Raw genomic sequence first — 26,372 nt, 5'->3', positions numbered from 1 at the left:
ATCGCTGTCCAATGAGCCTCGGCACTTTTGCTGGGCCACGGGCATGATAGTGTCATGTCAGACAAATCACTCCGGGACATCGTCAGACATGAAGACACGGCACTTCGACCGCATCGGCAATGGCGGCATCACCTTCACCGAGCTCGGCTTCGGCACGGCGCCGCTCGGCAATCTCTACCGCGCCATCTCCGACGAGGACGCCAATGCCACCCTGGAAGCGGCATGGGCGACCGGATGCCGCTACTTTGATACGGCGCCGCTCTACGGCCTCGGCCTGTCGGAAACCCGCCTCAACCCGTTCCTGCGCGGCAGGAAGCGCGACGACTATGTGCTGTCGAGCAAAGTCGGCCGCATCATGCGCGTCGCCCCGCCGGACCAGCGCACCGGCATCGGCAAGTTTTTCGAGACGCCGTCGCGCCGGGAAGTCTACGACTACTCCTATGACGGCGTTATGCGCTCCTTCGAGGCCTCGCTGGAGCGTCTTGGTGTCGACCGTATCGACATCCTCTTCGTCCACGATGTCGATATCTTCACCCATGGCAGCAAGGAAGCCTCCGACGCCCGCATCGAGGAGTTCATGTCGTCCGGCTATTACGGGCTGCTGGCGCTGCGCGACCAGGGCGTGATCAAGGCCTTCGGCGGCGGCATCAACGAGTGGCAAGTCGCCCAGACGCTCGCCGAGCGCGGCGACTTCGACCTGTTCCTGCTTGCCGGCCGCTATACGCTGCTCGAACAGGAAGCGCTTCAATCCTTCCTGCCGCTTTGCCAGAAGCGTGGCATCGGCATCGTGCTGGGCGGCCCCTACAATTCCGGCGTGCTGGCGACCGGACCGAAGCCCGGTGCCTTCTACAATTACAGCGAGGCGCCGAAGGAGATCCTCGACCGCGTGGCGCGCATCGAAGCCGTCTGCAAGCGCCACAATGTGCGCCTGATCGAGGCGGCTCTGCAATTCCCGCTGCAGCACCCTTCGGTGATGTCTGTGATCCCCGGCGGCCAGCGGCCTGCCGAGGTCGAGAGCAACCGCGCGCTACTCGACACCAAGATACCGGTGGCGCTCTGGGCGGATTTGAAACAGGAAGGCCTGATGCGCGCGGACGCGCCGACGGCCTGAGCAATTCCAGCAAAAGTGCAGGGCCGATCGCCAGAAAAAGAAAAGCCGGGCAAGCCCGGCTTTTCTGCACTTAACGAAAAAGGTCTTAGTTGACCGCGTCCTTGAGGCCCTTGCCGGCCGAGAATTTCGGCACGGTGCGCGCCGGAATCTGCACTTCCGCGCCGGTCTGCGGATTGCGGCCGGTCGAAGCAGCGCGTTTTGACACGGTGAAATTTCCGAAGCCGACAAGCCGGACATCGCCGCCCTTCTTCAGTTCGCCGGTGATTACGGAGAACACCGCATCGACGGCGGACTGCGCATCAGCCTTCGAAATGCTTGCGGAGTCGGCGACAGCGGACACCAGTTCGTTCTTGTTCATCAAAATTCCCTTCCATGAGAAAACCGGAACTTACGACTCGTCCGGCAGGAAACGGACTTTAGAAAGAAGCTTACAGGAACCCAAGCCGAAAACCGCAGAATTCCGGGCTTTTTTGCATTTTTTCATGGCTTTTTCACATGAAAAAAGCCGGGCTCAAGGCCCGGCTCTCTCTTTGTGCATTGCAACGTTAGAATATTCTAATGAGCAAGCGACTTTCCGGCATCGTCGCCGGTGTCGACCGGAGCCGGCGCATTGACCGGCTCGACCCACTCGATCGGCTCCGGCATCCTGGTCAGCGCGTGCGCGAGCACCTCGCCGACCCGCGAGACCGGGACGATTTCCATGCCATTCTTGACGTTGTCCGGAATGTCCGCCAGATCCTTGACGTTCTCTTCCGGGATCAGGACCTTTTTGATGCCGCCGCGCAATGCCGCGAGCAGCTTCTCCTTCAGGCCGCCGATCGGCAGGATGCGGCCACGCAGCGTGATCTCGCCGGTCATCGCCACATCGGCCCGGACGGGGATACCCGTCAGCACCGACACGATAGCCGTGGCCATCGCGGCGCCGGCGGACGGGCCATCCTTCGGGGTCGCGCCTTCCGGCAAGTGGACGTGGATGTCGCGCTTGTCGAACAGCGGCGGCTCGATGCCGAAATCGATTGCCCTGGAGCGGACATAAGAGGCCGCCGCCGAGATCGATTCCTTCATCACGTCACGCAGATTGCCGGTCACCGTCATGCGGCCCTTGCCGGGCATCATGACGCCTTCGATCGTCAGCAGCTCGCCGCCGACTTCCGTCCAGGCAAGACCCGTGACCACGCCGACCTGATCGTCGGCCTCGACCTGGCCGAAGCGGAAGCGCGGCACGCCGAGATAATCGGCGAGGTTGTCCGCCGTGATCTTCACCGTCTTCTTCTTCGTCCGCAGGATCTCGGTCACCGCCTTGCGCCCGAGCTTCATCAGCTCGCGCTCCAGGCTGCGCACGCCGGCTTCCCGCGTGTAGGTCTGGATGATGCCGCGGATCGCGTCCTCGCCGACCGAGAATTCGTTCGGCTGCAGGGCATGGTCGCGGATCACCTTGGGCATCAGATGACGCTTGGCGATCTCGATCTTCTCGTCCTCGGTGTAACCGGCGATACGGATGATCTCCATGCGGTCCATCAGGGGCGCAGGGATGTTCAGCGTGTTCGCCGTCGTCACGAACATCACGCTCGACAGGTCGTATTCGACCTCGAGGTAGTGGTCCATGAACGTCGAGTTCTGCTCCGGATCGAGCACCTCGAGCAGGGCCGACGACGGATCGCCGCGGAAGTCCTGACCCATCTTGTCGATCTCATCGAGCAGGAAGAGCGGGTTGGACTTCTTGGCCTTCTTCATCGACTGGATGACCTTGCCGGGCATCGAGCCGATATAGGTCCGCCTGTGACCGCGGATCTCGGCCTCGTCACGCACGCCGCCAAGCGCCATGCGGATGAACTCGCGGCCGGTCGCCTTGGCGATCGACTTGCCGAGCGACGTCTTGCCGACGCCGGGCGGTCCGACCAGGCACAGGATCGGCCCCTTGATCTTCTTCTGGCGGCTCTGCACGGCGAGATACTCGACGATGCGCTCCTTGACCTTGTCGAGGCCGAAATGATCGGCGTCGAGCACGTCCTGCGCATAGTTCAGATCCTGCTTGACCTTGGAGTTCTTGCCCCACGGGATCGACAGCAGCCAGTCGAGATAGTTGCGCACGACCGTCGATTCAGCCGACATCGGCGACATCGAGCGCAGCTTCTTCAATTCGGCTTCCGCCTTCTCGCGGGCCTCCTTGGAGAGCTTGGTCTTCTTGATGCGCGCCTCGATCTCGGCGGCCTCGTCGCGGCCGTCCTCGCCCTCGCCGAGCTCCTTCTGGATCGCCTTCATCTGCTCGTTGAGGTAGTACTCGCGCTGCGTCTTCTCCATCTGGCGCTTGACGCGCGAGCGGATGCGCTTTTCCACCTGGAGCACGGAGATTTCGGCTTCCATGAAGCCCATCGCCTTCTCCAGCCGTTCCTTGACGGAAAGCGTGGCGAGCATCTCCTGCTTCTCGGGGATCTTGATGGCGAGATGCGACGCAACCGTATCGGCGAGCTTGGAATAGTCGTCGATCTGGCTGGCGGCGCCCACCACTTCGGGCGAAATCTTCTTGTTCAGCTTGACGTAATTCTCGAAGTCGGTGACGACCGAGCGGGCAAGCGCCTCGATCTCGACCTCTTCCTCTTCCGGCTCGGCGAGCGCTGTGGCGCGGGCCTCATGGAAGTCGGGACGATCGGTGAACGAAACGATCTTGGCGCGCGAGGCACCCTCGACCAGAACCTTCACGGTGCCGTCGGGCAGCTTCAAAAGCTGCAGCACATTGGCGAGCGTGCCGATGTCGAAAATCGCATCGGGCTCAGGATCGTCGTCGGCTGCATTCATCTGGGTAGCGAGCAGGATCTGCTTTTCCTGACCCATCACCTCTTCCAGCGCCTTGATCGACTTTTCACGGCCCACGAAGAGCGGAACGATCATATGCGGGAACACGACAATATCGCGCAGTGGGAGAACTGCGAAAACGCCGTCGCCGGAAGCCTTGGATATCTTGGCCATTGTCCAACCTTTCATGTCGCGGCCGCTTATTTAGCCAACCGCGAATCTCATATTAACGACCGAGCGTCGTTCCGCCTACCACCGTTTGTGACGGGAATTTTACAGCACAGAATTCGGCGCCTCGGCCTTCTGCTGTTAGGTGGATGTAGCCGAGGCAAAGATCAAGGGTTAACACGGTCGTTCGAGCCCTTCCACTGCCCGCCTCCCCCGCCTTTGACAGCAAAACGGCGCCACGCGGGCGCCGTTCCATGAAAATTGACGGGCCCAGTGCCATTTCAGGCGCTGACATTGCCCTTCTTTTCCTTCTGCTCGGAGTAGATGTAGAGCGGCCGGGCGTTGCCGGACACCACCTCTTCCGAAATCACCACCTCGCGCACGCCTTCCAGCGCCGGCAGCTCGAACATGGTGTCGAGCAGGATCGCTTCCATGATGGAGCGCAGGCCGCGCGCGCCGGTCTTGCGCTCGATGGCGCGCTTGGCGATCGCCGACAGCGCGTTCTCGTGGAACGTCAGGTCGACATTCTCCATCTCGAACAGCCGCTGATACTGCTTGACCAGCGCGTTCTTCGGCTCGGTCAGGATTTGGATCAGCGCCGGCTCGTCGAGATCTTCCAGCGTCGCCAGAACCGGCAGACGGCCGACGAATTCGGGGATCAGGCCGAATTTCAACAGATCCTCGGGCTCGACCTGGCGGAAGATGTCGCCGGTGCGCCGATCCTCGGGCGAGGCAACGGTCGCGCCGAAGCCGATCGAGGTTTTACGGCCACGGTCCGAGATGATCTTGTCGAGACCCGCAAAGGCGCCACCGCAGATGAACAGGATGTTGGCGGTGTCGACCTGCAGAAATTCCTGCTGCGGATGCTTGCGGCCGCCCTGCGGCGGCACCGAAGCGACCGTGCCTTCCATGATCTTGAGCAGCGCCTGCTGCACGCCCTCGCCCGACACGTCGCGGGTGATCGACGGATTGTCAGACTTGCGCGAGATCTTGTCGATTTCGTCGATATAGACGATGCCGCGCTGGGCGCGCTCGACATTGTAGTCGGCCGACTGCAACAGCTTCAGGATAATGTTCTCGACGTCCTCGCCGACGTAGCCGGCCTCGGTCAGGGTCGTGGCGTCCGCCATGGTGAAGGGCACGTCGATGATGCGGGCGAGCGTCTGGGCGAGGAGCGTCTTGCCGCAGCCCGTCGGGCCGATCAGCAGGATGTTCGACTTCGCCAGTTCGACGTCGTTGTTCTTGCCGGCATGCGCCAGGCGCTTGTAGTGGTTATGGACCGCCACCGACAGCACGCGCTTGGCGTAAGGCTGGCCGATGACGTAGTCGTCGAGGACCTTGAGGATCTCCTGCGGGGTCGGCACGCCTTCGCGCGACTTCACCATCGAGGTCTTGTTCTCCTCGCGGATGATGTCCATGCACAGTTCGACGCATTCATCGCAGATGAAGACCGTCGGTCCGGCGATCAGCTTGCGGACTTCGTGCTGGCTCTTGCCGCAAAACGAGCAGTAAAGCGTGTTCTTTGAATCGCCGCCGCCGTTGCTGACCTTGCTCATTTTTCTGTCCTTTCACCGTCGCCCGCCGATCGCCTGGCTTTGAGTGACGTCTCACCAATCTATCGCGGGAATCCGCCACCGCCAGTGTCCCGGCTCGCACAGCGCATTCCGTACGAAACACAATTCAGAAAACGCGGCAACGATTCGCAGCAACCCCATGCAAAGCTAAGCCGTCGAAAATCAACATAGCCTTAACGTAGGCAATCCCAACGCCTGAGGGAACAGCCAATTGTGGCCGAAATGCCGCAAGACGCGCCAAAACCGCGTTATGCTGTCATTTGCTGTGGATGTCAGGCCGAGGCTGCGACTGTCTCGACGGCCTCGCGGCTCGATATGACCTTGTCGATCAGACCAAAGTCCCTGGCCTCGTCCGCGGTCATGAAATGGTCACGGTCGAGCGTCCTCTCAATCTCGTCATAGCTCTTGCCGGTGTGCTTGACATAGACCTCGTTCAGGCGGCGCTTCAGCTTGATGATGTCCTGCGCATGACGTTCGATGTCCGAAGCCTGCCCCTGGAAGCCGCCGGACGGCTGGTGAACCATGATCCGGGCGTTCGGCGTGGCAAAACGCATGTCCTTGTGGCCGGCGGTCAGAAGCAGCGAACCCATCGAGGCCGCCTGGCCGATGCAGAGCGTCGACACCGCCGGCTTGATGAACTGCATGGTGTCGTAGATCGCCATGCCCGAGGTGACGACCCCGCCCGGCGAATTGATATAGAGATTGATTTCCTTCTTGGGGTTTTCCGCCTCGAGGAACAAAAGCTGTGCACAAACCAGCGTCGCCATCCCATCCTCCACCGGGCCGGTGATGAAGATGATGCGTTCCTTCAAGAGGCGCGAGAAAATGTCATAGGCACGCTCGCCGCGATTGGTCTGCTCGACCACCATCGGAACGAGGTTCATGTAGGTTTCAACGGGGTTCTTCATGGACTACCCTTGTTGGAGATGGATTCCGGCACCTTGGTATTATCAGCAATCGCGCGGAATCGTTCTGGATCGGTTACGATCTAAATAGGATGCCGGCTCACCCTAGCGCAAGGCCGCCTCTCCTAGCCATCTGGTTAAGCCGAATCAAGCGTCGCAGTGTCGGCAAAAACCCGAGGCGAATAGGCCGACGAGGCGGGCTCGGTCCGGTTGGCCGAACCGAAGACATGGCAAGGTAGCAATTCCTTAACCGCGCCGCTTAACGAAAAGCCTTGAAATCGCTGCCGGCCCCCGGACCTTCCGCTACAGTCCTGCGTTGTGAGGGCGTCCTTTTTCAACGGGGGAATGTCATGATCCGCAAAAGCTCCGCATCGCTGGCGGCCGTCGCCATGCTTGCCAGCGTCTGTGAAACCGCCGCCGGCGGCCGCGCGCTCGAATGCTATGAGCCGATCCATAGGCCGGCACTTTACGACACCGTCTACGAGGATGTGATGGTGAGCCCCGGCGGACAGGTGGTCGATTACGACGCGCCGATCTACGGCACCTATCAAAGCGTGGACCGGATCGCTCCGGCGCGCGTCACCTACGAGACAGTGCCGGCAGTCACACGCACGGTCTACCACACAGTCAAGGTCGAGGATGGCGGCTATGCCTGGGAGTGGCGCGTCATTCACGGCCGCAAGGTGCTGTGCAAGGTGTGGCGCAAAGCCCGCTATGCGCGCGTTGCCGAGACGGTTGTGGTCCAGCCGGAGCGCGTCCGGCGCGTCGTTCAGCCGGCGGAATTTGAAGCGGTTGCCCACGAAGTGCTGGTGCGTCCGCAGCAGGTACGCATCCGGCAAATCCCGCCCTCATATGGGACAGTGGCGCGCCGGGTGGTGGTGCGGGAAGGTTCGACCAGCTGGAAGCGGGTGTATATCCCGCAGCATTGCGTGGGGTAGGGTCGACCGGAATTGTTGCATCTGCGGACAGAAAGCCGACCTTTCGGCATTCCACCTGTGTTAGCTTAGACGTCGAAACACAGCGGGCGCGACGAACTGACAGGAATCCGAGGAATGCGGCCTTCAGACGTCCCCGTTGTCGGCATGCTGCTTGCCGGCGACCGATCGTATCCGAGCTTCGGCTCTTTCTGCGATGCAATCCGGGAACTGGGCTACAGGGACGGTGAAACCATCCAGATCGAGCCTCGCTTTGCCGATGGACATCTCGATCGCCTTCCTGGCCTTGCCGCCGAGCTTGTTCAGCGCCGGGCAAAGATCATCGTCGCCATTGGGGCAGTGAGCTACTGGGCTGCTCGCGAAGCGGCGCCCGATTTGCCGATCGTCTTTGCCATCGTGCTCGATCCGGTATCGGTGAAAATCGTCCAGAGTGCCGAGCGCCCCGGTGGCCACACAACGGGATGCACGAACTTCGACCCTTGCCAGATCGGCGAGCAAGTGCGGATGCTGAAGCAGGTGGTGCCAGGCCTGAGATGCTTGGCGATTTTGGGCGACGCTGGGGTTCCAGACTTGCTGCCGAGGCTTTCGAAGGCGGTCGCCGAAGCGGAAGGCCTCGACATTTCGGTTCACCTGCTTGGCCGCGAGGAAGACCTGGAGACTGCCTTCGCCGCATTCGCGGCCGCGAAGGCCGGCGGTCTTCTGTGCCTGGAGGTTCCGCGAACCACGACATATGGGGCCAAGATCGTCGAAATGGCTCACGCCGCGCGGCTGCCGGCCATCTTCGGCAGGGATCACGCAAGATATGGTCCGCTGATGGCCTACGGCACGAGCCTTGCCCTTGCCGCTCGTCGAATGGCCAGCCAAGTCGATATCGTCCTCAACGGTGCCGACGCTGGCGCGCTTCCGGTCGAATATGTCCGCCGGCCCGAGTTGATCGTCAATTTGAACGCTGCGCGGAGAATGGCAATCACATTACCAGACAGCTTCCTGCGGTTGGCCAGCGAAATCGTCGGATAGCTGCCCGCTGGGCGCGACACGGCTTTAAGTCACCTCCGCTCGCAGCCTTCTTTGAGAGAGTATCGCCGCCTCCGGTTGGTCGCAGGAGGCTCGACCAACTGGCCGCAGGCGCACATCCGGCCGCATTGCCGGACCGGACAGCAACTCGCTGTGGCTTAGCCCAGATCGATGTCGAGAATGGCCATCGAGAAATTATAGTCGCCGTCGTCCTCGTCCTTGAAGACGATGCCGAGGAACTCGTCGCCGACATAAACCTCGGCCGAGTCTTCCTTGCGCGGACGCGCTTTCACCTGCAGCTTGGGATTCTGGAAGACGCGTTTGAAATAAGCGTCGAGCTTTCTGATTTCGTCAGGCTTCAAAAGTCTTCTCCGAAATGTCGGCCTTGTTCGTGGGAACGCGCTTCTGACACGCCAACGATGGCCATGTAAAGGCAAGCTGGCAGGATAACATGGGAGAACAGCCAAGCGAACCGGCGGCCCGCTCGGCGGCCGCCGGCAAACGGTCGGTCAGATATCGAAGCTCACGACGTGGTCCATGCTTTGCGACGGCAGGAGCTGGTCCATCTGCCGCGAAGGCTGGTCGCAGCCGGTTTCCCCCACGACCCGAGCGGGCACGCCGGCGACCGTCTTGTTGTGCGGCACGGGCGACAGCACGACCGAGCCGGCCGCGATCTTGGAGCAATGGCCGATCTCGATATTGCCGAGGATCTTGGCGCCGGCGCCGATCAGCACGCCGCGGCGGATCTTCGGGTGGCGGTCGCCACTGGCCTTGCCGGTGCCGCCCAGCGTCACCCCGTGGAGGATCGAGACGTCATCTTCGATGACGGCGGTCTGGCCGACGACCAGGCCCGTGGCGTGGTCGAGGAAGATGCCCTTGCCGATGCGGGCGGCCGGATTGATGTCGGTCTGGAACACCGAGGACGAGCGGCTCTGCAGATAGAGCGCGAAGTCCCTGCGGCCCTGGTTCCACAGCCAATGCGCCAGCCGGTGCGTCTGGATGGCGTGAAAACCCTTGAAATAGAGAACCGGCATGATGAAGCGGTCGCAGGCCGGGTCGCGATCGTAATAGGCCTGAATGTCGACGCGAACCGTCGAGCTCCATTCCGGATCGTCGTTCAGCATCGCCTTGAAGGTCTGGCGGATGAGATCGGAACCGATATCCTGATGCGCAAGGCGCTCGGCCAGCCGGTGGATCACCGCTTCTTCGAGGCTCTCCTGGTTCAGGATGGTCGAATAGAGAAAGGCCGCGAGCAACGGATCGCGGTTCACCGCCTCCATCGCCTCGTCGCGGATCGACCGCCAGATCGGATCGACCGGCTGCACCATGCTGGGGCGGGCAATCGTAACGCTGTTCATCGACGCTCTCCGGCCTTGCTCATTCTCCGGCGGCACATATAGGCCAAATCATAGCACGGTTGAACTCAATTTTCCTTAGTGCTTTGTCAAATGGACCTGGTTCACGCAAATTCAAGCGACGATGGAAAACGAACCCTTGATCGGGAGCGCATATGCTCTTGAAGCTGGCGGCGACTTGCGTTGTCCTGCCAGCGTTAGCCGCCCGGAAAATTCGTCATGGAAAAACAGACGCTGATCGACGATCCGCTGAAGGCCGAGCTTTCCGCGCTCTATCAGGCCGGGGACCGGCACTATCACAACCTCGTCCATATCAAGGCCATGCTGGCGCTGGCTCAAGAATACCAGGGCCTGCTCGACGACCCGGGCGCTGTCGAAGCGGCGATCTGGTTTCATGACGCGATCTATGACAGCAGCGCCAGGGACAATGAGGCAAAAAGCGCCGAGCTGGCCGAGAAAAGGCTCGCCGGGCACGTCGATCCTCATCGCCTTGCCCGCATAGAGGCGATGATCAACGCCACCGCCACCCACCAGTTGCCGCCGTTCCGCGACGAGGACGCGCTCAACGATGCGGCCCTTTTACTCGACATGGATCTGGCGATCCTCGGCGCCGAACCGGCGGTGTTCGATGCCTATGAGACGGCGGTCCGGCTGGAATATGGCTGGGTGGAGGAGCCGATGTGGCGCGCGGGCCGCGCGGCCGTTCTGAAGAGTTTCCTCGCCCGCCCGCACATTTTCTATACGACCGAATTCCGGGATCGGTTCGAGGCGCAGGCCAGGGAAAATCTCGGCCGTTCACTGCAAGCCCTGCAAGACCAGCCCTGATAGGCCCATTCTCCCGCAGGACTTTGCCCCTATGCCCAAATCCAGGGCCCTGCGATCACTATCGAACGTGAATTCGTCTGAGATGACCAAGACCATGGAAAACAGCTTCCACCAACCTGTCGACGCCGCACAGGTCCCGCGTTTTGCCGGGCTTTCCACCTTCATGCGGCTGCCGGCCGTGCCGAGCGCGAAGGGGCTCGACATCGCCCTTGTCGGAATTCCCTGGGACGGCGGCACGACTAACCGGGCCGGCGCCCGCCACGGTCCGCGCGAAATCAGGAACCAGTCGAGCCTGATGCGCCGCGTCCACCATGTCTCGGGAACAGAACCGTTCAGCATCGCCAATATTGCCGATGTCGGCGACGTTTCGGTCAACCCGATCAACCTGCTCGACGGGTTGAAGCGGATCGAGGACGGCATTGCCGCGATCGTTGCCGAGGGCGCCGTCCCACTGGCGGCGGGCGGCGACCACCTGACGACGCTGCCGGTGCTGCGCGCCGTGGCCCGCAAAGCGCCTGTCGGCATGGTTCACTTCGATGCGCATTCCGATACCAACGACCGCTATTTCGGCGACAATCCCTACACCCACGGAACGCCTTTCCGCCGCGCGATCGAGGAAGGGCTGCTCGACCCGAAACGGGTTGTCCAGATCGGGATCAGAGGCTCGATCTATGAACCGGGCGAACACGATTGGGCGACCGCCCAGGGCGTGCGCATCATCTATATGGAAGAATTCGTCCGGCGCGGCGTCGCTTCCGTCATGCAAGAAGCGCGCGATCTTGTCGGCGACAGCCCGACCTATGTGACGTTCGACATCGATTGCATCGATCCGTCCATGGCCCCCGGCACCGGAACGCCGGAGCTCGGCGGCTTCACCACACGCGAGGCGCAGGAGATGGTTCGATTGCTGGGCGGATTGAATTTCGCAGGCGCCGATGTCGTCGAGGTCGCGCCCCCCTTTGACGTTGGCGGCATGACGGCGCTGGCCGGCGCGACGATGATGTTCGAGCTGCTGTGCGTCATGGCGAGATCCCTCGCCGACAGGAGGGCGCACGGCTAGCGCGATTACAGGAAAAGCGCATAGCGCCTTTCCGGCTAATCCTGAAAGGTCTCGATCCTCTGGGTGTAGATCCTGAATCCCGCGCATCGCAAGCGGTGCGCCCTGCGGCGGCGCCAGCATCTCCATATAGGTGACGAGAAGATCGACCATTGCGAGCCGAGGAGCCCCGCGCGCTCAGAGCGGGTTTTCGGCGTAGAACTCGAGCACGCGCTGCTTGAAGCTCTTGTCGCCGACGGCGAGCATGTGGTCCCGTCCCTCGATGTGAAAGGCCCTGGCGTTAGGCATGAGGGCGGCAAGCTCGTCCGGCGAGCCGCCAATATCGTCCTTGGTGCCGACGGCGATCAATGTCGGCTGGGCGATGCGGGCCATGTCATCCTCGCTGAGCAACTCGCGCGACTTTACGATGCAAGCGGCAAGCGCGCGACGGTCGCTGCGCGTCTGATCTGCGAAAGCGCGAAAGGAGCGCCCGCGCGGATGAGTGGTCTGGGAAGGGTCTTCCGCCAGCAGGGCCGCCGCGATCGGATCCCAGTCGCCGACGCCGTCGACCATGCCGATGCCGAGGCCGCCGAACACCAGCGTCGCGACCTTCTCCGGATCGGAGAGCGCCAGGAAGGCCGAGACGCGCGTACCCATCGAATAGCCCATGACATGCGCGCGCTCGATGCCGAGATGATCGAGCAACGCGGCCGCGTCGGACGCCATCTTTTCAGGCGTGTAATCGGCCTCGTCATAGCTCTTCGACGACGAGCCATGTCCGCGATGGTCGAAGGCGATCGCCCGGTAGCCGGCGTCGTTCAGCGTCTTGAACCAGCCCGGCGAGACCCAGTTGACATAGTGGCTGGAGGCGAAGCCATGGATCATCAGCACCGGGTCGCCCTGCCCCGAGGCCGGCTGGCGATCGAGATAGGCGAGTTCGAAACCGTCATGCGAAAAGAAATCCATCGGCGGAACTGCTTCTCAGTTGGAACTGGAGCCGATAGCCGGATGGCGCATGAGATCGCCTTCCTTGATGCCGTCCTTGGCGGCCGTACCCGCCTTCAGTTCAAGCACGAAGCGCACTGGCTGTCCGGGCGAGATGATCGCTTCGGATTCGGGCTCGCCGCGCTTGATGGCTTTGATCCTGCCGTCCTGGCCGATGAAGATGAGGTCGAGCGCCATCGGCGTGTTCTTCATCCAGAAATCCACCTCGTCGGTTCTTTCGAAGACGAACAACATGCCGTGATCGTCGGCCATGGTCTGGCGAAACATCAGTCCCGCCTCTCGTTCGGCAGAGGTATCGGCGATCTCGATGGAGAAGGAACGATCACCGGAGCCGGTCGACACCACCAGCGGCGTCCGGTCGGTGGGCAGCAGCATCGCATCCGCCGAACTCGGCTTCGCGGCAATGAAACAGGCGGCGAAAACGATCGCGGCGCAGAGCGCGCCCGCAGTCAGCCAATTGCGATGAGCCATGGGGTACCTCGACCAAACCCTCGTCCTAGACCATGATCCGGAGAAGTGGAACCGGTTTTCGGACAATATGGTCGGCCCGCGGCACAGGGACTTCTCGACTGAGTCGAGAGACCTTAGTGCGAGACCGACAAGGTGCCCATATCGGGGTGGATTTCGGCGGCCATAAGGCCTTTGTCGCCGCGTCCGAAGCGGACGAGCACGACCTGGCCCGGCCGGAGCTCGGTTATGCCGTAGCGCCGCAGCGTCTCCATGTGGACGAAGATGTCTTCCGTCCCCTCGCCCCGCGTCAGGAAGCCGAAACCCTTGGTGCGGTTGAACCACTTCACCAGGGCGCGCTCGAGGCCGCTCTCAGGGCTCACGGTAACGTGGGTGCGCTGTTCCTGCTCTGCCGGGTGCACCGCGGTCGAGGCATCCATGGACAGGACGCGGAAAGCCTGCAAGCCGCGCTCGCCCTGTTTCACCAGGCAGACGACCCGCGCGCCTTCGAGCGCCGTCTGGAAACCGTCCCTTCGAAGACAAGTCACATGGAGGAGAATATCACCCGAGACGCCGTCGTCCGGAAGGATGAAGCCGTAGCCCTTGGCCACGTCGAACCATTTGATCGCGCCGGCGATTTCGACAAGCTCGGCGGGATCGCCGCCATTGTCCCGCTGCAAGGCGTCGTCAAGGCTTCCGTCCCGCCTCGTAAAAGAGGCTTTTTCCCCCATAAGAATGCCCCCTTTTTCCAACTGAACTACAACTGATTCTTGCCAAGAGATTAACACTGCGGCTTCCGGGGTGTGCAAGGGCTGACGTGCCTTTTTTCACCGTTCATTACCGGAAAGGCTGAAATGTTGTTTGCCGGCGCTTCCCAAAGACGAACGGCGAGGTCCGAAATCAGCCGCAGCGCCGCAATTGTCGGACGATTGCCCTTTCGCCGGGTGGCCCCTATGTTGCCTGGCAACCCCAATAGCCCGAGGAAGCCGCCATGCGCTATCTGCACACAATGGTCCGCGTCGCCGATATCGACCAGTCGCTCGATTTCTACTGCAACAAGCTCGGCCTGAAGGAGGTGCGCCGTTACGAAAACGAGCAGGGCCGCTACACGCTGATCTTCCTCGCCGCGCCGGAAGACGAGCAAAGCGGCATTCACGAGAAGGCGCCGCTGGTCGAATTGACCTACAATTGGGACCCGGAGGACTACAAGGGCGGTCGCAATTTCGGCCACCTCGCCTACGAGGTCGACGACATCTACGCCACCTGCCAGAAGCTGATGGACAATGGCGTGACCATCAATCGCCCGCCGCGCGACGGCAACATGGCCTTCATTCGCTCGCCGGACGGCATCTCGATCGAGCTGCTGCAGAAGGGCCCCGCCAAGGCGAAGGCCGAACCGTGGGCCTCGATGCCGAACGAGGGCGTCTGGTAAATCCACCCCGATTTGACCGGGGCGGCTGGCGTTTCGCCGGGCATTGCCTATATCGGGAATCGGCGCCAGGCTTATCCAGGCTGGCGTTTCTTCATCCGCCAGGAGAATTTCATGCCGACCAGCCGCGCCGATGTCGCCACCGAACATGCAAGCCGCTATCTGCAGCAGCTCTGCAAGCACTGGTCGCACAAATTCCCGGTCGAGTTCGACCCGCAACACGGCGCCATCCAGCTCTCGATTGGCCGCACCGTGATGGATGCCGACGATCAGGCGCTGCACATCGCTTTAGCCGCCGACGATGAAGCTTCGCTGGAGCGGCTGGAGAGCGTGGTCGCCGACCATATCAAGCGCTTCGCCTTCCGCGAGGAATTGAGCTTCGACTGGCAAAAGGCCGCCTGAGCCGGAGCAATTCGGGAAAACTGCCTCAAACAGTCAGCCGCCGGCCTTGCCGGCCATGTCGAGCAGCGCCAGCACGCTGCGCCAGTTGCGCGCCGTGCTCGGCACCTTCAAGGTACGCGGGATGAGGGTGGCGAACACCGATTTGCCGAGCCCGTCCGGCGCATGCAGGTAAAGCACGTCGCCCTTGATCTCGAAGCGCTCGGAGCCGGTGCATTTGTCGGCGAGCCGCTTCGTCTCCTCGGCGGTTGGCTCCCGTTCCAGCGCATAGGCATGCAGCTTGGTCGGCTCGCCGGCGACCTCGGGATAGGGATTGTCCATCACCAGCCGCTCGAACCAGCCGGCATCGCGCACCATGATGCGCGAGTTGAAGCCCCATTTCTTCTCGAAGGCCGTCTCGAGTTCCTTGGTCAGCGCCGCCGCATCCCTCTTCTTCGCCCGGAACACGACATTGCCGCTCTGCAGATAAGTCGCAACATCGCTGAAGCCGAGACTTTCGAAGAAGGCTTTGAGCTCCGCCATTTTGACGATGCGGTTGCCGCCGACGTTGATGCCGGAAAACAGCGCGACGAAAACCGTGCTTTGTTTTGCGCTCATATGATGAACCCCGCCAGCGTCTCGTTGTCCGTGATATCCTGATATTGCACGCCCTCGGCGTCGAAATTGGCCTTCAGCAGGTCGAAATTGCGTCGGTCCTTGGTCTCGATGCCGATCAGCACCGAACCGAAATTGCGCGCCGACTTCTTCAGATACTCGAAGCGGGCGATGTCATCGTCGGGACCAAGCATTTCGAGGAAATCGCGCAGCGCGCCCGGCCGTTGCGGGAAGCGGATGATGAAATACTTCTTCAACCCCTCGAAGCGCAGCGCCCGCTCCTTCACGTCCGGCAGCCGCTCGAAATCGAAATTGCCGCCGGAGACGACGGCGACGATGGTCTTGCCCCTGATCTCCTTTCGCGAAAAATCCTTGAGCGCGTCGATCGCCAGCGCGCCGGCCGGCTCCAGCACGACGCCCTCGACATTGAGCATCTCGATCATGGTGGCGCAGAGCCGGTTCTCCGGAACCAGCCGCACGGCATCGGCGGTGAAGTCCTTGAGATGGCGCAGCGGCTCGCGGCCGATCTCGGCCACCGCGGCGCCGTCGACGAAATTATCGACCTTGGCGAGCTTGACCCGCTTGCCGCCGGCAAGGCTTTCACGCAGGCTCGGCGCGCCCGCCGGCTCGCAGAACACGAAACGCGGGTCGCGATGCTGGTCGGCGAAATATTGGGTCACACCGGCGGCGAGGCCGCCGCCGCCCACCGGCAGCATGACGATGTCGGGCACGCGTCCACCCGGCATCTGCGCCGCGATTTCGTACGCGACGGTCGCCTGGCCCTCGATGATGTCCTTGTGGTCGAAGGGCGGCACCATATGCGCGCCGGCGCTTTCGGTGAATTCGAAGGCGGCGCGGTAGCAATCGTCGAAGAAGTCGCCGACCAGCCTGATCTCGACGAAATCACCGCCGAACAGCCGCGTCTTGTCGATCTTCTGCTGCGGCGTCGTCACCGGCATGAACACGACGCCCTTCTTGCCGAAATGCCGGCAGACGAAGGCGAAGCCCTGCGCGTGATTGCCGGCAGAGGCGCAGACGAACAGCTCGGCATTGTTGCCGGCGGCGAGCGCCTTGCGGAAGAAGTTGAAGGCTCCCCTGATCTTGTAGGAGCGTACCGGCGTCAGGTCCTCGCGCTTCAAAAGAATGCGCGCGCCGGTTTTCTTCGACAGATAGTCGTTCTCCTGGAGCGGCGTTTCCGGAAAGATTTCGCGGATCGCCTCGGCGGCAGCGGCGACGCGAGAAGAGAAGCTGTTCACCAGAAGTCCCTCATTTGTCTCGGCGGTACGCCAGGACAGCCATGTCCCGTGCCGGCAGACCTTCCTGCCGCCCTTTTGGCTTTCGCGCAACACTGCGATGACGGTCGTTCGGCACTGAGCGGATTTCCGCTGGACACGACTTACTTTAGCCGCACTTCGCCTGTCCGGGAGATTTCCGCGGAGTGGACGGCCAATTGTGGCTGCGGTGGAATTGCAGTGAAAGTGTCGACGTGCGGTTGAAGACAATTCTGATCATTGCCCTTGCCCTGCTGATGGCAGGTTGCGCGGGCCACCAGACGCAGGAAATCCTGGGCAGCGTCGTCGTGCCGACGACGGCGACCGAGATCGCCGGCAACCACTCGATCTTCATCACTACCACGCGCAAGCGGTCCGACGACCCGAACAAGGTCTTCGATGGCGAACGCTCCGCGACGCTCAACTACGCACGCGTCAACGTCACCGTTCCCCCTATTCATCAGACCGGCCAGATCGAGCGCCGTTCGCGCGGCAAGTCGAACGATCCGACGAAATATTTCATGGCCTCGGAAGTCGTCGGCTACGACACGCAGCCGAAATTCGCCAGCGCCCTCAACGCCGACATCGACGCGCGCGGCGGACGTGTGATGGTCTTCGTCCATGGCTATAACACCGGCTTCGACGACGCCGTCTATCGGCTCACCCAGATCGTCCATGATTCCGGCTATCCGGGCACGCCGGTGCTGTTCTCCTGGGCTTCCGGCGCCAAGACCACCGACTATGTTTATGACAAGGAAAGTGCCGCAGCGGCTCGCGACCAGCTGGAGGTGACGCTGCGGATGCTGGCACAGACCGGCGCCCGGCGCATCGACATCGTCGCCCATTCGATGGGAACCTGGGTGACTATGGAAACGCTGCGTCAGCTCGCCATCACCGGCGATCGCGATCTCGGCGGTAAGCTCGGCGACGTGGTGCTCGCCTCGCCCGACATCGATGTCGACGTCTTCAAGAGCCAGATGCGCCGCTACGGCAAGCCGGACAAGCCCTTCATCCTGCTGTTGTCGGATGACGACCGGGCGCTGAGGCTCTCCGGCCTGATCGCCGGCGCTCGGCCGCGCGTCGGCGACTACAGGGATGCTGCCGACCTCGCCTCCTATGGCGTCACCGTGGTCGACCTCTCGAAGGTGAAGGGCGCCGACAGCTTCAACCACACCAAATTCGCCGACAACCCGATGATGGTGCAGATGATTGGACAGCGGCTGCGCGAGGACGACGGCTTTGCCAGCGACCGCGACGTGACGGACCGCATCCGCCAGCTCGCTGCGCAGTAACCGCATCGGTGCGGGTTCCGCCGCAGGGACTTTGAACTGGACCCGGCCGCTCTCTGGCTTTATCGGAGTAGCAGGAGAGGTTGCCGCCCTTGGGGGACCCCGGGTGACTGTGCATGTGAAGATCGTTGTCGGCCTTGCCTTCACGCTCGCCCTCGCCGGCTGCGCCGGTCCCACGCATGACCTGCTCAACCGCAAGGCGGTTGCGGCGCCTGCCTCTGACATCGCCGCCAGGCACGAAATCTTCGTCGCCACCACCCGCCAGCAGGCGACCAAGGATCCGCGCCAGGTGTTCGACGGCGACCGTTCGCTGACCACCAGCTACGCCCGCGTCGACGTCACCGTGCCGAAGATCCATCAGGTTGGCGCGATCGAACGTGCCAAGGGCTCGGCAGACTCCAATCCGACCAAGCAGTTCACCGCCACCGACGTCGTCCACTATGGAGACGCGCGGAAATTCGCCAAGGCGGTCGGAGCCGACATTTCCATGCGCGGCGACCGCGCCCTGGTGTTCGTGCACGGCTTCAACAACGGTTTCGACGACGGTATCTATCGCATCACGCAGATAGCGCATGACACCAAATATCCCGGAACGCCGGTGCTGTTCTCATGGGCATCGAGTGCCAAGGCGACCGGCTATATCTACGACAAGGACAGCTCGACCGCCGCGCGCGACGACCTCGAGGCGACGCTCAGGACGCTCGCCAAGACACGCGTCAAGAGCATCGACATCATCGCCCATTCAATGGGCACCTGGCTGACGATGGAGGCGCTGCGCCAGCTCGCCATCACCGGCGACCGCGATCTCGGCGGCAAGCTCGGCTATGTCATCCTCGCCTCGCCCGACATCGACGTCGATGTCTTCAAGAAGCAGATGATCCGCTACGGCAAGCCCGACAAGCCCTTCGCCATCCTGCTTTCGGGCGACGATCGTGCGCTGAAGCTGTCGAGCTTCATTTCCGGCGACAAGCCGCGCGTCGGCGACTACGGCAACGCCGCCGATCTCGCCGATTACGGCGTGACGGTCGTCGACCTGACCCACGCCAAGGGCGGCGACGGCCTGAACCATGCCAAATTCGCCGACAACCCGATCCTGGTGCAATTGCTGGGCAACCGGCTGCGCACACCGGCCGGGCTTGCGTCGGACGAGCCGGACCCGGCGCAGCTCAACGATATCGGCCAAGGCCTCGGCAAAGCGGTCGGTTCGGTCGCCGAGGTTGTCATCACCACGCCGTTCAAGGTATTGACCATCGCGACCGGCGGGTGACCTACCCTAAACAAACAGGTCGACCTTCCGGAACGTCGTCACGTCGACAAGGCCGACATCCGAAATCCTCAGCTCTGGTATCACCACCAGCGCAAGCAGCGAGTGCTGCATATAAGCGTTGTTGAGCGAACAGCCGACCTTGCGCATCGCCTCGGTCAGTTGCTCGGCCTTGGCCGCGACGATCTCGGCGCGCTCGTCCGACATCAGCCCGGCGATCGGCATCTCGACCAGCGCCAGTTCTTTGCCCCTGGAATAAAGCACGACGCCGCCGCCCACCTCGCCCAGCCGGTTGACGGCCAAAGCCATGTCTTCCTTGTTGGTGCCGACGACGATGATGTGGTGCGCGTCATGCGCTACGCTGGATGCCATCGCGCAGTCCTCCACATAGCCGAAACCGGACACGAAAGCGTTGGTAACGCCGCCCGTGCCGCGATGGCGCTCGACCAGGGCGATCTGGCAGATGTCGTTGCGCCGATCCATGGCGACCAGCCCGTCCTCGACCGCCAGATCGGCCTCGAGAGCCCGAGTCGGCGCCTGGTTCTCGATCACGCCGATGACCCGCGCCCGCACCTCGTTGGCGCCCTGCGGCGCAAAAATGTCAAAATCCTCCGCCGCGAGTTTCTTGCCGAGCCTGACGGTATTCTTCGCGGATTGCGGATAGTCATAGGCCGCGATGTCGACCTCGAGCTTGCCGGCCTTGGCCAGCCTGAGGCCGCGGCCATAGACCTCATCTATGGTCATCTGGGCAAGGTCCGAAACGATCAGCAGATCGGCCAGGCGTCCGGGCGCGATCGAGCCGATCTCGCGCTCCAGCCTGAAATGCTGCGCGGTGTTGAGCGTCGCCATCTGGATCGCCGTCACCGGCTTCAGTCCCTGGCTGATGGCATGCCGCACCACACGATCCATATGGCCTTCATGCACCAGCGTGCCGGAATGGCTGTCATCGGTGCACAAGATGAAGTTGCGCGGGTCGATGCCGCCTTCGGTCACCGCCTTGATCTGTGCCGCGACGTCGTACCAGGCCGACCCAAGCCTCAGCATCGCCTTCATGCCCTGGCGCACCCGCGCGATCGCGTCCTCCGCGCGCGTGCCTTCATGATCGTCCTCCGCCCCGCCGGCGACATAGCCGTGGAACGGCAGACCGAGATCGGGCGATGCATAATGCCCGCCGACCGTCTTGCCGGCCCTGACCGTCTCGGCGATCTCGCCCGACATCACCGGATCGTTGGCAGCGACCCCGGGGAAATTCATCACCTCGCCAAGCCCGATGATATTTTCCCAGGTCATGGCCTCTGCCACGTCGGCGACTGTCAGCTCGGCGCCGGCATGCTCCAGCCCCGGCGCCGAGGGCACGCAGGACGGCATCTGCACATGCACGTTGATCGGCATCGCGACCGCCTCGTCATGCATCAGGCGCACGCCCGGCAATCCAAGCACATTGGCGATCTCGTGCGGATCGATGAACATCGAGGTGGTGCCGTGCGGGATGACCGCGCGGCAGAACTCCGTCACCGTCACCATGCCGCTCTCGACATGCATATGCGCGTCGCAAAGGCCGGGCACGAGATAGCGCCCGCCGGCGTCGACGACCTTGGTCCCCTCCCCGATCGCATGGCCGGCATTCGGCCCGCAATAGGCGAAGCGGCCGGCGGCGATCGCGACATCGGTGCCGGGGATGACCTCGCCCGAATGGACATTCAACCAGCGACCATTGCGGATGACCACATCGGCCGGCTTTCGGCCCATCGCGACATCGACCAGATATGTCGCCACCTCGGTCCACGGCTTTGGCTTTGTGGCGCTTGTCGGCTTGGCGTTCGTCATGGCTGAGTCCTCTGCATGGGCCAGTTTGGCAAATGTCGGCGCCCGGAGCCAGAGCGTAAGGTCGTAAACCACTGTTGCAGAAATGCAATTCCGTTTCGCGGTGATTGGGGCTAGTCTGCCCGAAGGAATCTTTCGAAACCGCCATTTCGGAGCGCCCTATGCGTCGACTGACGCTCGCCAGTGCCGGCCTTCTTGCCCTGCTGTCCGGCTCTGCCTGGGCGGCGGACCTAGGCACCAATCTGCCGATGACCGCGCCCGGCTTCGACTGGACCGGCTACTATGCCGGCATGCAGGCCGGCTATGGCTGGGGCCGGTCCGACATCAGCGTCGAGGGCGGTTCGGTGAAGCCCGACATCGATGGCGGTTTCGTCGGCGGCCACGTCGCGGGGCTCTGGCAGTTCGACCAGGCCGTGATCGGCGCCGAAGCCGATCTCAACTACGCCTCGATCGACGGCACTGCCGACGCCGGCCCGTCAAACACATTCGGTACCGACGTCAAGTGGTTCGGATCCATCGATGCCAAGGCCGGCTACGCCATGGATCGCGTATTGATCTATGGCATCGGCGGCGTGGCTTTCGCCGGCATCGAGACCTCGCAGGCGGCGGGCACCGGCTTTACCCAAACCCACACCAGCACCGGCTGGACGCTCGGCGCCGGCGTCGACTACGCCTTGACCAATAATGTCGTCGTCGGCGCGCAATATCGCTACTACGATTTCGGCAAGGAGCATTTCGACGCTTCGAACACCTTCACCGAGCGCGATCAGGACGTGAAGCTGCAGACGCTGGGCGTGAATTTCAGCTATAAATTCTGAGGCTTGCGCCACCGCGTCGATGCGGAAGACCTCTCACGCATCAATGTGTCGAAATAGCGTGGCCGGCGCCCGCAGGGGGCGGGGGGAATGGGTAGGGGCCTGATAGACGCCGGCCTCGGCGGATCGATCCGCCGCGTCGCGAAACCTAGCGTTCCCTTGGCAGACCGTAATTCCGTGATCGCGCCACTTTCCAACCGCCCTGCCCCGCCGTGGCGGATATGGCGGACATGCTTGGCTGAACGCTTGCCACTGCCTCAGGATCGGTCCGAAGCCCTCTTTCCTCCAGGCATGGCGTCGAGGCACTCCTCCAGCCGCCGCAGCCGGGCCTTTTGCCAGCGCAGCGTGTGCGCGACCTCATGCAAGTTCCATTTGGCCTTCGAGTTGGCGGCATCTATCACACCCCGCTCGAGCCGATCGATTTCGCTGCGCAGTTGCCGCGCCTCCGCCTCCCGCAGTCCCCTGATCCAGCCTGGCCCACGCATGGTCCACCATCAAAGCCGGCCCGATGATAGCACACAAAGGCTAATGGGATCGGTTTGGACAATTTGGAATTTTAAATATCACTAATATTAAATCTGCGCGATCGCCGCCCGCGCAAACTGCGGACGATCGGAAACATCGCTTGACGGCTCATATCAGGCATTTGAAAAGGGGCACGCCTGCGGACGTGGCGGAATTGGTAGACGCAAGGGACTTAAAAAATGACACCGCTGCCTTCAACAAAATCAATCACTTGCCCAAAAATTAGGACCAAGCGAATGGTTTGGTTGCGCCGGCAAGTTTCGCCACCTCCAGTTGAGAGCATAACCTGCTGTTTCTTCTCAGTGTTTCGTATGCATAGAGGCGACCAGCGCACACGCGCGACCTTTGCAGCGCGCAACGGATAATGTGAGAGTTTCTGTGGGACAAATGCCACGAACTAGGCTGTGAACTCATAAACTCCGATAGTTGGCAGCGGTTTGCCGACTACCGGTTTCGGGATGAGACGCGGTCGATCACGCCGATTCCGTCCACATAGTGGATCAAGCCCGCTTCAGCGGTCTCGATCATGACGCCGGACGACAGAGTGCCGCCGCCGAGCATTTCGGTCGTGGGCATGTCCCAAGTCTCATAGCCTTCTGCAAACTCGCGGCTATCAAAATCGCAGACAATCAAGCCTCTCATCCCATCGGCGACTACCTCGTCGCCAACTTTCATCTTCTGCCCCGTCGCGTATTGCATCTGCTACCTCTTCACAGGTCCGTCTGCAGCGATAATGTCAGCCTTTCATCGCACTCGCGCGAGCCTGCGGCTTTCATGTAGCCGAAATCCTGGTTTCAACTCATTGCAGAATCTCGCGTTGCCTCCCTACTTGCCGTGCCAACTTATTGAAATCGCGCCGCTATATTTCCTCCATTGAAGCGATCTTCCCACTCCCGATACCGATGCCCACGAAAAGAGAAAATGTGGGAAATCTTGTGGGAACACGCTTAGTCAGTACTGCCGCTCTCGACCGCTTCATTTTCGATGGCCACGCGCTGAACCACCTCGGGGGATACATGCATGATGGTAATATCGAAAGCCCGATAAGCCTCATCTGGCGTAATGCCGCGTTCGATTTCCGCCTTCGTCATGCCGTCCTTCAGTTGCTCGTTGCGCAGTTTGGTCAGGATTGATCCAAGTTCATGGTGATGGCCGAAACTCGGCGCGACGTACTCGCCTGAGGGCGTCCAGCCGCCGAAGTGCATCGCGATATGCACATCTTGGAGTTCCTCCGGGTCAGACGCGCTGATCCTGGTGAGCTCTTTGATGAGTTCCTCAATTGCAGCTTTGGTCATGTATGCGGTTACGCCCATGACATCCAATCGCAGCGCCAAGCTGTGCGGTCCAGCCGACATCTTTTTCGCAGGTTTTTTCGTTGGTCGCTTGGCCATACTTAAATTGCCTCCGTGCCGTGATGCGTTCGATCCTATGGGAGGCATGGTGCGGGCGGCGGGACTTGAACCCGCATGGCCGAAGCCTCCGGATTTTAAGTCCGGTGTGTATACCAATTTCACCACGCCCGCAGTGCCCGCACATGTACGCGTGGTGTGGGATTTTGCAAAGAGCAAGGGAACAGGCTCGCACACCTGATTGTGTGGGAAAAATCGTGGGGATTTCCCACCCATGTGGGAGAAAACCGGACTTCACCATCAGCTCGAAGTCTTGGTTTTCCAGACCATTGAGCGGGAAGCACCGCAGAAAAAGGGACTTAAAATCCCTCGATCTCTGATCGTACGGGTTCGATTCCCGTCGTCCGCACCACCCTTCGCTCTTCGAGCTTCGACCACACCAGGTTCGTCGAGCGAAGGAGTATCCTCCGAAGCCCTGACGTAGGAGATGCCGCTAAGTCGCACCAGCCATGCCGCCGGCCTGGGCGAAAGTGAAATTCGGCTATCGGTTCGATCTTCCAGCGAGGTTACACGATCGAAAGCTTTTCCACGCATCATGGCTGGCGGGCATGGGAAGGGTTCGGGATGTCGACAATCGGGGCGATTTACCGCCGCATCCCCGCCCCGGTCATTATCGTCTGGCTGGCGCTCGCCACTGCTCTGAGCCTATTACTGTTGCAAGGCACAATGCCCAACGGCGACGTCGACGATTTGATGAAGCTGCATGAAATCAGGCATCTTCTGCAAACAGGCAATCCGTTCGACAGAACAATGATCGGTATTGCCCAGCCCGAGCCCATGGTCTCGCACTGGCCGTGGGTCGTCGATTCGCCCTATGCGCTGCTGGCCATCGCGACCGCGCCTTTCATCGGGATGGAAGCTGCCGTCTCCGTTGCCGCGTTCGCGGTGCCGCTTCTCCTCCTCCTGGTCGCATTGATCCTGCTGTTCCTAGTGATCAGAGAATTCGAGTTCGACCATCCGGGCGCGGTACTGGCCATCGCGGCCTTCGCCGGGCTGCCGGCACTTTCGGAATTTCAACCCTGGCGCATCGACTACCACAACCTGCAGATGGTCATCCTCCTGGGTGCGGCGCTGCTGACAATCCGTGGCGGCCCGGTTGCCGCCGGGCTGAACGGCGCCTTGATGGCTTTGTCTACGGCAATCAGCGCCGAAATGGCGCCGTTCCTTGTCTTGCCTGCCGGCCTTTGCGCATGGGCGTTCATCGCCGGAACGAAAGATGCAGCAAAAGACCTCAGGACGTATGGTCTGGCGCTGGCGGTCGCCGGCGTTGCTGCATTCTTTGTGGTCGTTGGGCCCAATGCCTACACAAGCACTGCCTGCGACCGTTATTCGCTTTTGCACCTAACAGCGCTTGCGGTTACGGGCGTCGTCATGGCGGCCGCCGCCGCGGGAGAGGCTGGAAGCTGGCGGATACGTGCCACATGCCTTCTGGCCGGCGCCGGCGCGACCGCCGCGCTGCTCGTCTCCTTCTTCCCCCAGTGCGCGGGCGGTCCTTTCGTCGGCTTGAGCGACTACGTTCGCGACAATTGGCTGGCGCGCATCGACCAGGAACGCAGCATTTTTTCCAGCTCGGACTTTCTGAGCTTTGATCGCTTCGCCAGGTTCTTCCCCGCCATTCTGGGCGCGGCCGCGACATGCATTTTGGCCTGTTCCAGCACGACAAGACGGCGCGCCTGGGTGGTTCTTGCACTCTTCTCGACCATCGGCCTGCTGCAGGGGCTGCTCTATCTGCGATACCTGCGTTTTTTCCCGCTCTTCGTCGGCCCGGGGGTCGCCCTGATCGTCCATCAAGCCATTCCCGTCCGGTTGCCGCTAAGGCGCTATTTCGGCCCGGGATCCGACAACCAGTTGCCGGGCGTTGCGCTGCTGGCCGCTCCCGGCGTGGCGATTGTCGCTGCCCTTTTTGTGAGCCATCTGTTTTGGCCTCCCGGAGAAACGAGGCTTTTGGGCATCGATATCGCCGATGCCTGCGACAAGAGCGGCGACGGCCCGCATTTCGTCTGGCCAAAAGGTGCGCGGCTGTTTGCGTCTCCGGATACGGGGATCACCGCCTTGGGGTCGCTGGTCGAACTCGACGTCGTCGCCGTCCCTTTTCACACATCGGCCAAGGGTATTGAGCGCGTTATTAGATTTTTCGATCCCGCCACGTCCGACCCGACGCAGTTCCTTGATCAGACCAAGGCCACTCATGTCGCAGTCTGCCGTATCGAGGAAACAACCCTCCAGCCGATCGAAGCTCGGTTTCCATTGGCCAGCCGGCTGGCCACGGGAAAGCCCCCGGACTGGTTGAAGGAGTGTCCCGTCGCGGGGCCGCTGCGAATCTATCGATATCCGGCGGCAGGCGGTCCCGCCGGGCAATGTCCCGTTGCCGGCCAATGAGCCCGT

Annotated in this window: 25 protein-coding genes and 1 tRNA gene; 11 read left to right on the top strand and 15 right to left on the bottom strand. The window is 61.9% G+C overall.

What is annotated here, in order from left to right:
• Nucleotides 1-88: 88 nt before the first annotated feature.
• The gene (locus tag O7A05_RS16205) at nucleotides 89-1,111 is read left to right on the top strand and encodes an aldo/keto reductase (protein WP_337094053.1); all 1,023 of its coding nucleotides are present in this window, start codon (nucleotides 89-91) and stop codon (nucleotides 1,109-1,111) included.
• An 85-nt stretch (nucleotides 1,112-1,196) separates the two neighbouring features.
• Here the strand turns inward: O7A05_RS16205 and hupB are convergent, their stop codons facing one another.
• The 4 genes from hupB to O7A05_RS16185 all read right to left on the bottom strand — a co-directional run bounded on the left by hupB (nucleotide 1,197) and on the right by O7A05_RS16185 (nucleotide 6,554).
• On the bottom strand, nucleotides 1,197-1,469 hold the full coding sequence (hupB, locus tag O7A05_RS16200) for a DNA-binding protein HupB (protein WP_140532907.1): 273 nt from the start codon (nucleotides 1,467-1,469) through the stop codon (nucleotides 1,197-1,199).
• Between the two features lie 197 nt (nucleotides 1,470-1,666).
• Nucleotides 1,667-4,078, bottom strand: coding sequence for an endopeptidase La (gene lon / locus O7A05_RS16195; protein WP_140750552.1), 2,412 nt, complete (start codon nucleotides 4,076-4,078; stop codon nucleotides 1,667-1,669).
• A gap of 275 nt (nucleotides 4,079-4,353) precedes the next feature.
• Nucleotides 4,354-5,628 carry an ATP-dependent Clp protease ATP-binding subunit ClpX gene (gene clpX / locus O7A05_RS16190; protein WP_224512195.1) on the bottom strand — a complete coding sequence of 425 codons (1,275 nt, stop codon included), beginning with the start codon at nucleotides 5,626-5,628 and terminating at the stop codon, nucleotides 4,354-4,356.
• Between the two features lie 290 nt (nucleotides 5,629-5,918).
• On the bottom strand, nucleotides 5,919-6,554 hold the full coding sequence (locus O7A05_RS16185; RefSeq protein WP_337094052.1) for an ATP-dependent Clp protease proteolytic subunit: 636 nt from the start codon (nucleotides 6,552-6,554) through the stop codon (nucleotides 5,919-5,921).
• 347 nt (nucleotides 6,555-6,901) lie between these two features.
• On the opposite strand from O7A05_RS16185, the gene O7A05_RS16180 reads away from it, so the two are divergent.
• Both O7A05_RS16180 and O7A05_RS16175 read left to right on the top strand, forming a co-directional pair.
• Nucleotides 6,902-7,489 (top strand): hypothetical protein, encoded by a 588-nt coding sequence (locus O7A05_RS16180; protein ID WP_337094051.1) that lies wholly within the window; start codon nucleotides 6,902-6,904, stop codon nucleotides 7,487-7,489.
• Between the two features lie 114 nt (nucleotides 7,490-7,603).
• On the top strand, nucleotides 7,604-8,503 hold the full coding sequence (locus tag O7A05_RS16175; RefSeq protein ID WP_337094050.1) for an ABC transporter substrate-binding protein: 900 nt from the start codon (nucleotides 7,604-7,606) through the stop codon (nucleotides 8,501-8,503).
• Between the two features lie 155 nt (nucleotides 8,504-8,658).
• On the opposite strand, the gene O7A05_RS16170 is transcribed toward O7A05_RS16175, so the two are convergent.
• Nucleotides 8,659-8,862, bottom strand: coding sequence for a DUF3126 family protein (locus O7A05_RS16170; protein ID WP_042644432.1), 204 nt, complete (start codon nucleotides 8,860-8,862; stop codon nucleotides 8,659-8,661).
• A gap of 147 nt (nucleotides 8,863-9,009) precedes the next feature.
• Nucleotides 9,010-9,858 carry a serine O-acetyltransferase gene (cysE, locus tag O7A05_RS16165; protein WP_224512198.1) on the bottom strand — a complete coding sequence of 283 codons (849 nt, stop codon included), beginning with the start codon at nucleotides 9,856-9,858 and terminating at the stop codon, nucleotides 9,010-9,012.
• A gap of 216 nt (nucleotides 9,859-10,074) precedes the next feature.
• Here cysE and O7A05_RS16160 point away from each other — a divergent pair, with 216 nt between their 5' ends.
• Entirely contained in the window at nucleotides 10,075-10,680 is a 606-nt protein-coding gene (locus O7A05_RS16160) for an HD domain-containing protein (RefSeq protein ID WP_337094049.1), read from the top strand.
• Between the two features lie 94 nt (nucleotides 10,681-10,774).
• Complete coding sequence (gene speB / locus O7A05_RS16155) at nucleotides 10,775-11,740, top strand: agmatinase (protein WP_337094095.1); 966 nt, start codon at nucleotides 10,775-10,777, stop codon at nucleotides 11,738-11,740.
• Between the two features lie 174 nt (nucleotides 11,741-11,914).
• Here speB and O7A05_RS16150 read toward each other — a convergent pair whose 3' ends face one another.
• The 3 genes from O7A05_RS16150 to O7A05_RS16140 all read right to left on the bottom strand — a co-directional run bounded on the left by O7A05_RS16150 (nucleotide 11,915) and on the right by O7A05_RS16140 (nucleotide 13,899).
• The gene (locus O7A05_RS16150; RefSeq protein WP_337094048.1) at nucleotides 11,915-12,682 is read right to left on the bottom strand and encodes an alpha/beta fold hydrolase; all 768 of its coding nucleotides are present in this window, start codon (nucleotides 12,680-12,682) and stop codon (nucleotides 11,915-11,917) included.
• Between the two features lie 15 nt (nucleotides 12,683-12,697).
• Nucleotides 12,698-13,192, bottom strand: coding sequence for a DUF192 domain-containing protein (locus tag O7A05_RS16145; RefSeq protein WP_337094047.1), 495 nt, complete (start codon nucleotides 13,190-13,192; stop codon nucleotides 12,698-12,700).
• A 113-nt stretch (nucleotides 13,193-13,305) separates the two neighbouring features.
• Nucleotides 13,306-13,899 (bottom strand): cold-shock protein, encoded by a 594-nt coding sequence (locus O7A05_RS16140; protein WP_224586942.1) that lies wholly within the window; start codon nucleotides 13,897-13,899, stop codon nucleotides 13,306-13,308.
• A gap of 260 nt (nucleotides 13,900-14,159) precedes the next feature.
• On the opposite strand from O7A05_RS16140, the gene gloA reads away from it, so the two are divergent.
• Nucleotides 14,160-14,600 carry a lactoylglutathione lyase gene (gloA, locus tag O7A05_RS16135; protein ID WP_337094046.1) on the top strand — a complete coding sequence of 147 codons (441 nt, stop codon included), beginning with the start codon at nucleotides 14,160-14,162 and terminating at the stop codon, nucleotides 14,598-14,600.
• Nucleotides 14,601-14,711: 111 nt separating this feature from the next.
• Nucleotides 14,712-14,999, top strand: a complete 288-nt coding sequence (locus O7A05_RS16130; protein ID WP_140809090.1) for a DUF2218 domain-containing protein — start codon at nucleotides 14,712-14,714, stop codon at nucleotides 14,997-14,999.
• A 33-nt stretch (nucleotides 15,000-15,032) separates the two neighbouring features.
• On the opposite strand, the gene O7A05_RS16125 is transcribed toward O7A05_RS16130, so the two are convergent.
• Together O7A05_RS16125 and ilvA are read right to left on the bottom strand one after the other, a co-directional pair.
• Complete coding sequence (locus O7A05_RS16125) at nucleotides 15,033-15,593, bottom strand: DUF1697 domain-containing protein (RefSeq protein ID WP_337094045.1); 561 nt, start codon at nucleotides 15,591-15,593, stop codon at nucleotides 15,033-15,035.
• The gene (gene ilvA / locus O7A05_RS16120) at nucleotides 15,590-16,846 is read right to left on the bottom strand and encodes a threonine ammonia-lyase IlvA (RefSeq protein ID WP_337094044.1); all 1,257 of its coding nucleotides are present in this window, start codon (nucleotides 16,844-16,846) and stop codon (nucleotides 15,590-15,592) included. Before ilvA ends, O7A05_RS16125 begins: the two co-directional genes overlap by 4 nt.
• Nucleotides 16,847-17,118: 272 nt before the next feature.
• Between ilvA and O7A05_RS16115 the strand changes: the two genes are divergently transcribed.
• Together O7A05_RS16115 and O7A05_RS16110 are read left to right on the top strand one after the other, a co-directional pair.
• Nucleotides 17,119-18,153: an alpha/beta hydrolase gene (locus O7A05_RS16115; protein WP_224587082.1), complete on the top strand. Its 1,035-nt coding sequence runs from the start codon at nucleotides 17,119-17,121 to the stop codon at nucleotides 18,151-18,153.
• A 103-nt stretch (nucleotides 18,154-18,256) separates the two neighbouring features.
• Entirely contained in the window at nucleotides 18,257-19,417 is a 1,161-nt protein-coding gene (locus tag O7A05_RS16110; RefSeq protein WP_337094043.1) for an alpha/beta hydrolase, read from the top strand.
• Nucleotides 19,418-19,423: 6 nt separating this feature from the next.
• Here O7A05_RS16110 and ade read toward each other — a convergent pair whose 3' ends face one another.
• A complete protein-coding gene (gene ade, locus O7A05_RS16105; RefSeq protein ID WP_337094042.1) occupies nucleotides 19,424-21,241 on the bottom strand; it encodes an adenine deaminase in 1,818 nt (605 codons plus the stop codon).
• A 158-nt stretch (nucleotides 21,242-21,399) separates the two neighbouring features.
• Here ade and O7A05_RS16100 point away from each other — a divergent pair, with 158 nt between their 5' ends.
• Nucleotides 21,400-22,056: an outer membrane protein gene (locus tag O7A05_RS16100; RefSeq protein ID WP_337094041.1), complete on the top strand. Its 657-nt coding sequence runs from the start codon at nucleotides 21,400-21,402 to the stop codon at nucleotides 22,054-22,056.
• A 966-nt stretch (nucleotides 22,057-23,022) separates the two neighbouring features.
• On the opposite strand, the gene O7A05_RS16095 is transcribed toward O7A05_RS16100, so the two are convergent.
• From O7A05_RS16095 to O7A05_RS16085, 3 genes are all read right to left on the bottom strand, one after another.
• Nucleotides 23,023-23,277: a hypothetical protein gene (locus O7A05_RS16095; RefSeq protein ID WP_337094040.1), complete on the bottom strand. Its 255-nt coding sequence runs from the start codon at nucleotides 23,275-23,277 to the stop codon at nucleotides 23,023-23,025.
• A gap of 248 nt (nucleotides 23,278-23,525) precedes the next feature.
• Nucleotides 23,526-23,969, bottom strand: a complete 444-nt coding sequence (locus O7A05_RS16090; protein WP_337094039.1) for a hypothetical protein — start codon at nucleotides 23,967-23,969, stop codon at nucleotides 23,526-23,528.
• A gap of 47 nt (nucleotides 23,970-24,016) precedes the next feature.
• Nucleotides 24,017-24,101, bottom strand: a tRNA-Leu gene (locus O7A05_RS16085).
• A 450-nt stretch (nucleotides 24,102-24,551) separates the two neighbouring features.
• Between O7A05_RS16085 and O7A05_RS16080 the strand changes: the two genes are divergently transcribed.
• Nucleotides 24,552-26,366, top strand: a complete 1,815-nt coding sequence (locus O7A05_RS16080) for a hypothetical protein (protein ID WP_337094038.1) — start codon at nucleotides 24,552-24,554, stop codon at nucleotides 26,364-26,366.
• Nucleotides 26,367-26,372 lie beyond the last annotated feature (6 nt).

Source organism: Mesorhizobium argentiipisi (SeqCode) (assembly GCF_037179585.1).
GTDB lineage: Bacteria > Pseudomonadota > Alphaproteobacteria > Rhizobiales > Rhizobiaceae > Mesorhizobium > Mesorhizobium argentiipisi.
This window is presented reverse-complemented; position numbering and strand designations above follow the sequence as displayed.